The sequence below is a fragment of the Candidatus Brocadia sp. genome (genome assembly GCA_021646415.1).
Taxonomy (GTDB): Bacteria; Planctomycetota; Brocadiia; order Brocadiales; family Brocadiaceae; genus Brocadia.
Map to the genome: position 1 here is coordinate 171,343 of SOEU01000005.1, position 6,000 is coordinate 177,342.

Sequence of the window (6,000 nt, forward strand, 5' to 3'; positions counted from 1 at the left end):
CAAATCAATTCCCAGACGAATGGAGCACAATTTTATAGGATAAAATAGCCCAGAGAGATATAGTTCTATTGAGCGGGGTAAATGGAGTGCGCTGTTTTTTAAAATCCAATTTGCCAAGAGATAAAACACTAAACGAGTACAAAACCTAATAAGGCTACAGAAATTTTATTAGAGATTGTACATTTAAATTGATTAACAGATGGAGTAAAGCCGCCTCTACAATAAAGAAACTCTACCGTGGTTATAAAGAAATTGAAAGTTAATAAAGAATCAAAAATGGATATAATTGAACCCCACATCCATATGTACTCCAGAACGACCGACGATTATACCGCAATGCACAATGCCGGTTTTAGGGTTGTAGTAGAACCATCTTTTTGGTTAGGAAGCGAACGGCGTTATGCTGGCACTTTTTTTGATTTTTTTAGGCATATACTCGAGTTTGAAACGGTTAGAGCTGCAAGATTTGGAATAGACCATTACGCCGCCATCTCAATTAACCCAAAAGAAGTTGAAGACATAAACCTTGCAAATGAGGTAATTGAGGGATTAGAGGAATATATCGATCATCCACGGTGCGTCGCTATTGGTGAAATTGGATTAAACAAAAATACTGAAAAGGAAATAATTGCATTTCGGAAACAGCTGCTCATGGCTGAGGAACGTAGAATGCCTATAATTGTACATCTACCGCATTTAAATAAGGTTGAAGGCACAAGAATCATTGTCGACATCATCAAAGCGGAAGGTGTTACACAAGAAAGGATTGTTATAGACCATAATACTGAGGACAGTATGCCAATCAGCAGGGAGACCAATTGCTTTTGTGGGCTTACAGTATACCCATATTCAAAGCTAGATCCGATGAGAATATCGTCTATTATAAAGAAATTCGGGTTAGAGCGAATAATTGTTAACAGTTCAGCAGATTGGGGTGTCTCAGATCCACTCTCACTGATCAAGGTAATAAGTTGTCTTCAGAAGGATGGTCATGATGATACTACAATCCGCAAATTGGCATATGATCATGCCAATGAACTTTACAGCCATTCTGTAAATTGGAAACCAAATTTTGGTTTAGTTCCTATACCTGTATCAGAGTATCAGCGATAATTGAATAACATTGGCAATATAAAACAAATATATAAGAATATAGGAAATATTGCCCTTACGTGGTTTGCCCTGATACGATTACCAAATTTGTTTACTATACCAGGGGATATTCTTGTTGGATATTTAATAGCAATGCCTTTGGGAGAGAATCCGAATGCATACATTATTTTTACAATTATGGTTATTTCTCTTGCGCTTTATATTTTTGGGATTTTGCTTAATGATTTTTTCGATGTTAATATTGATCGAATCGAACGACCCAACAGACCTCTTGTTTCCGGGAAGATAAAGCGTAATACTGCCTTAATAGTGGCTATATGTATTGGAATGTTTGCACTCATAATTGCGGCGTTTGTTGGGAAAAATACCCTAGCCTTAGTTAGTTTATTGGCTTTGTTAGTGTTTTTTTACAATTTTCTGGCAAAACATATTCCAGGAATTGGTTTTATTATTCTGGGACTCTGTCGTGGCATGAATATTTTTTTAGGTGCATCTGTATTCATCCCAAATGTTCCCTCCCGAATTTGGAGCATGACGATTGTTGAAGTTTGTTATATAACGGCAATCTCTCTGGCTGCTTACCATGAAGCGGACAGGGCGCCGCAAGGTATCGTGCGTTGGCTTCCGCCAATTATTCTCATTATCGGGTTTACTGTGATGCTTGTTCAAAACGGAATTCATTGGATTGCCATGGCTGGTATTATGGTTGCCATTAGCAGCGTTTTCATGGGCTCTTTTTCTATGAGAATAAATCTCCAGAGTTCTTTTATGCAAGAGGCAATCGGGAATTTTATTCGTTCTCTCATACCAATACAGGTGGCATTTATTCTTTTATGTTTGCCTGAATCGCTAGTGTTTATTGTAATGCTTTATGTTTTGTGGCCTCTTAGTAAAATAACAGGACGGAAGTTTGCGGGTAGTTAGTGATGAAAAAATTATTGGTCGTTCAGATCGCCGGGCTGGGGCATGATTTCTTTTTGAAACAAAATAAAGTGCCTAAGATCGGCTCTCTGATTTTTCAACCGATCAGGAGTGTTTTTCCCGCAGTAACTTGTACCGTCCAAGCTTCTTTTCGAACGGGAGCATTTCCTGAATCGCATGGTATTGTCGGTAATGGATTTTTTTCCCGTGAATTTGGACGCCCGTATTTCTGGGAACAATCAGCGTTTCTTGTAGAAGGCGTCAAAATATGGGATAATTTCCGTAAATCAGGGAAAACGGTAGGGCAACTGTTCTGGCAACAAAGCATTGGCGATGAATCCGATGTGATCCTTTCTCCCGCGCCAATCCATAAACATCGCGGCGGTATGATACAGGATTGCTACTCTCGCCCCGGAAACCTTTACCATACTTTAAAACGCAAATTAGGCTATTCCTTTGATCTTAAACATTACTGGGGACCATTAGCTTCGTTAAAATCAAGCCAATGGATATCCGAAGCAACTGAAGAAATTATGCGCACAATTGCCCCGGATATTCTTTTAACATATTTGCCCCATCTTGATTACGTTCTTCAAAAAAACGAACACAGTTCTAGCAAAGCGACCAAGGCGTTTAATGAGCTTAAATATCTATTGGAAAAATTGTTTTTAGCGGCAGAGGAATGCAATTACGACATCCTTGCTTATAGTGATTACGCAATAACACCCGCAGTTAAAGCAATTTTCCCGAACATTATCTTGCGTGAAAAAGGGTTTTTGGCTTTGCGTACTGTTAAGGGCATGACATATCCCGATTATTATTCAAGCAAAGCCTTTGCGGTTGTGGATCATCAGATTGCCCATATTATAATAAAAAACGAAAACAACATTATCCCTGTTAAAGACCTTTTGTATAAATTACCTGGTGTTGCCCGGATTCTCGACGAAATGGGGAAAAAAGACGCGAGGATTAATCATCAACGGGCCGGAGAGCTTATTTTGGTAGCAGAGAAAGACGCCTGGTTTGCCTATCCATGGTGGACTAATAAAGTCGAGGCGCCAGATTATGCAACACACATTGATATACATAACAAACCGGGTTACGATCCTTGCGAACTCTTTTATGGGAAATGGCCCTTTTCTATATCAACTGATAATTCAAGGATTAAAGGCTCCCATGGAATTATCGATGCTTCTTCAAATGCGATATGGGCGTCTACGTTAGAATTTGAGAGTGCACCAGAGCATATCATCGGGCTTTCTCGTGGATTAAAAAACCTATATTTAGACAGGAGGTTCAAGCATTGAATTATTGCAACTCTTTTACGGTGAATTTTTCTTACCCTGTTTTTTTTACCACGAAAGTATTTTCCCCCTCAAATTGCACACTTTTGAATGTGCTTGAAGGGGATATTGCTAAGATCGTATTTTTTGTCGACGATGGACTGCAAGCGTACTGGCATGATTTAGAAAAATCTATTTCCAATTGGTGCTCCCACCACAACAGCCGTGTACAGCTGGCATCATCCGTCTACTATGTCCAACACGGTGAATCAATTAAAAATAACCTTTCTATACTTGACTATGTGGGACATGTTGTAGAAAAAACAGAACTATGTCGACAGTCTTACATTGCAGCTATTGGAGGCGGTGCGGTGTTGGATGCGGTTGGTTTCGCTGCCGCAATAATACATCGTGGCATTCGCCTCATAAGAATACCGACAACAGTAATAGCTCAACTAGATTCTGGTATTGGGGTAAAAAACAGCATGAATCGTTTTAGGCAAAAAAATTATTACGGTACGTTTGCTCCTCCATGGGCGGTAATAAATGATTTTGATTTCCTTCAAACACTGGGACAAAAAGACTGGATATCCGGTATCGCCGAGGCCTTTAAGGTTGCCATTATAAAAGATAAAGCGTTCCTGGATTATTTAGCAAAAAGCGCTAATGATATTTTGCAGAGAGACCAAAAAACAATAGAGTATATTATTAAACACTGTGCCCGCCTCCACATGGACCATATACGAAACTCGGGAGACCCATTTGAAACGGGAACCGAGAAACCCCTTGATTTCGGGCATTGGGCAGCCCATCGTTTGGAAATTTTAACTGATTTTAAATTACGGCATGGTGAAGCAGTTGCAATAGGCATTGCAATAGACCTTCTTTGTTCCGTACAATTGGGCTTACTCAGTAAAGAAGAATGTGAATTTGCCCTTGAAACTATGGAGCAATGCGGTCTTTCACTTTGGCATGAAGTTCTCGATAATGTTAAAATAGGTACATTGGCGCTTTTTAAAGGAATGGGTGAGTTTAAAAGGCATCAGGGGGAATGCTTTACCATAACAATGCCCAATGGTCTAGGGGAAAAAACAGAAATTTACAATATTTCACTTAACCTGATCAGCAATGCTATTGACGGATTACGAAAAAGGAAAGACTTATTGTGCGTTGGAATGGCTCTCATCTAACATATTGTATGAACATACATCCCGCAGAAACCTGGAATGAAACTATTGAGGCAATCAATAAGTACGCTTGTGTGATAAAACAACAAATATGCCCTGATAATCCTTTCGCTCTGGGGCTTCGACTTTCTAACTTAGCTTCGGTAGAACTGGCGCCTCTGGCGCTGCAATTTAAAGAATATCTCGTCCGCAGGGATATGTATGTTGCAACCATCAACGGTTTTCCATATGGACAATTTCACAATGGCATAATAAAAGAAAACGTGTATCTGCCCGATTGGTCACAGCCGGAACGCGTGACATACACGAAACGGCTGGCAAGATTACTCGCAATTCTTTTGCCGGAGGGAATGGTCGGAAGCATAAGCACTGTACCTGTTTGTTATGGTAAAAAGCTACCGGAAGGATCACTTGAGAACATCTTTGAAACCACGGAAGAATTGTCACGTATAAAAGCCGAAACCGGCAAAACAATCGTACTGTGCCTGGAGCCCGAACCGGATTGTTATCTTGAAACCACTATGGATGCTCTCCGTTTGTGGAATGTTATCCGAAAGTTAGGCAAAGGTTCTTTTCTAGAATTTCTTGGTATTTGCCTTGATACATGCCATATTGCTTGCGCATTTGAAAATCCAACAAACGCGCTTATCAAGATGAAAGAAGCCGATATTCAGGTTCCGAAGATACAAATTTCCAGCATCCTGCGTGTGTCACCAAGGCGTGAATATCATACCTTATTCAAACCTTTCCTTAATAGCCCATACTTGCATCAGACACGTGTGCTTTCTCAAGGTACATTACTTCGTTTTCCGGACTTAGAAGCGGCTCTCAAGGAAAATCCAATGGGTGAGTGGCGTATTCATTTCCATACCCCCCTCTATTTTGAAGATTGGAATGGGTTAGAAACAACATCATTTGATTTAAACAAAAGTTTTTTTGAAGAATGTTGCTGGGCTGAGAAGGTGCTTGAGATAGAAACTTACACATTTAAAAGCATGCCCTTTAAAAATATTGATGTAACAGAGTCAATTTGTGCTGAATTTAACTGGATTCTTAACGGACGAAGTAATTTTAATGTAAAACAGGGAGAGTCGTAAAGTGTTGTCTCATGGAAAGATTTGTAAAACCAAAAACTCTTTAATATCTTTGCACAGAAACATGTACATATTACTACTGCCTGCTTCCTTTTGTCAATTTCCCTGCAACGCGGATTAGCCACAGTCTCATCGTTTTTACTTCCCACTGTTGTACTGCTCCTTCTGTGAGCAGAGACATCCACTTCAAGAGGTTATACGCCAACACCGCACACTGAAATAACGCCGCGTTGGCTAAAAACTCACCCGTGCGTAAATGCCCCGCATTCATCTGACCCTTGCACTCTTCTATCCACGTCTCACAGGTTGCCCTCTTTCCATACGAGCGATGCGCTTCTATCGGACTTAACCGTTCTGTTGTAACGTAACAGAAATATTCATACACAGGGATATCAAACAACC

At 40.1% G+C, this 6,000-nt stretch carries 5 protein-coding genes and 1 pseudogene; 5 read left to right on the top strand and 1 reads right to left on the bottom strand.

All coding sequences use genetic code 11. From position 1 onward, the window contains the following. Window positions 1–237 precede the first annotated feature (237 nt). The 5 genes from E3K36_06435 to E3K36_06455 are packed head-to-tail and all read left to right on the top strand — an operon-like array spanning window position 238 to window position 5,601. A complete protein-coding gene (locus E3K36_06435; protein ID MCF6154881.1) occupies window positions 238–1,113 on the top strand; it encodes a hydrolase TatD in 876 nt (291 codons plus the stop codon). Then, the gene (locus tag E3K36_06440) at window positions 1,114–2,037 is read left to right on the top strand and encodes a hypothetical protein (protein MCF6154882.1); all 924 of its coding nucleotides are present in this window, start codon (window positions 1,114–1,116) and stop codon (window positions 2,035–2,037) included. 2 nt (window positions 2,038–2,039) lie between these two features. Next, window positions 2,040–3,341: an alkaline phosphatase family protein gene (locus E3K36_06445; GenBank protein MCF6154883.1), complete on the top strand. Its 1,302-nt coding sequence runs from the start codon at window positions 2,040–2,042 to the stop codon at window positions 3,339–3,341. Continuing rightward, the gene (locus E3K36_06450) at window positions 3,302–4,507 is read left to right on the top strand and encodes a 3-dehydroquinate synthase (GenBank protein MCF6154884.1); all 1,206 of its coding nucleotides are present in this window, start codon (window positions 3,302–3,304) and stop codon (window positions 4,505–4,507) included. Before E3K36_06445 ends, E3K36_06450 begins: the two co-directional genes overlap by 40 nt. A gap of 8 nt (window positions 4,508–4,515) precedes the next feature. Further along, complete coding sequence (locus tag E3K36_06455) at window positions 4,516–5,601, top strand: xylose isomerase (protein ID MCF6154885.1); 1,086 nt, start codon at window positions 4,516–4,518, stop codon at window positions 5,599–5,601. 76 nt (window positions 5,602–5,677) lie between these two features. Here the strand turns inward: E3K36_06455 and E3K36_06460 are convergent. Then, a pseudogene (locus tag E3K36_06460) lies at window positions 5,678–6,000 on the bottom strand (IS1380 family transposase).

Coding starts and splice junctions, on each gene's coding strand:
- E3K36_06445 (MCF6154883.1), top strand. CDS start 2,040: ATGAAAAAATTATTGGTCGTTCAGATCGCCGGGCTGGGGCATGATTTC.
- E3K36_06455 (MCF6154885.1), top strand. CDS start 4,516: ATGAACATACATCCCGCAGAAACCTGGAATGAAACTATTGAGGCAATC.